This window comes from Streptomyces iakyrus (assembly GCF_000717055.1).
Classification (GTDB): domain Bacteria; phylum Actinomycetota; class Actinomycetes; order Streptomycetales; family Streptomycetaceae; genus Streptomyces; species Streptomyces iakyrus.
Window position 1 is genome coordinate 1 of sequence record NZ_JNXI01000148.1, and the last position, 312, is coordinate 312.

At 52.9% G+C, this 312-nt stretch carries 1 protein-coding gene; it reads left to right on the forward strand.

The genetic code is table 11. The features are described 5' to 3' along the window. Positions 1-41: 41 nt before the first annotated feature. Positions 42-312: ATP-binding protein (locus OO68_RS47300; protein WP_209442700.1), on the forward strand; the 271-nt coding region annotated here is incomplete at its 3' end.

The following is a 312-nucleotide window of genomic DNA, read 5'->3' on the forward strand; positions in this document are numbered from 1 at the left end:
GTCCCGTGTGGATCACTTCCGAACGTTGCTGGCTATTGGGAATGATCGTGTTTGAGCTAATTACGAATTCTGCGCGGCACGCGTTCCTGAGCGGTACGGGTAAAATAGATCTGGAACTGTTCACGACGAGTAACATGATCGCATGCCGGATCAGTGACAATGGCGTGGCTCATCCAGGCGCTGTGCCTGGCCGAGGACTGCGGATCGTTGCAGCTCTTGTCTCTCGCTTACATGGAACAATCGACGTGAAATCTGGACCTCAGGGAACTAGCTCGACCGTGATTTTTCCGATGACCTACAATGCTGAGGCTT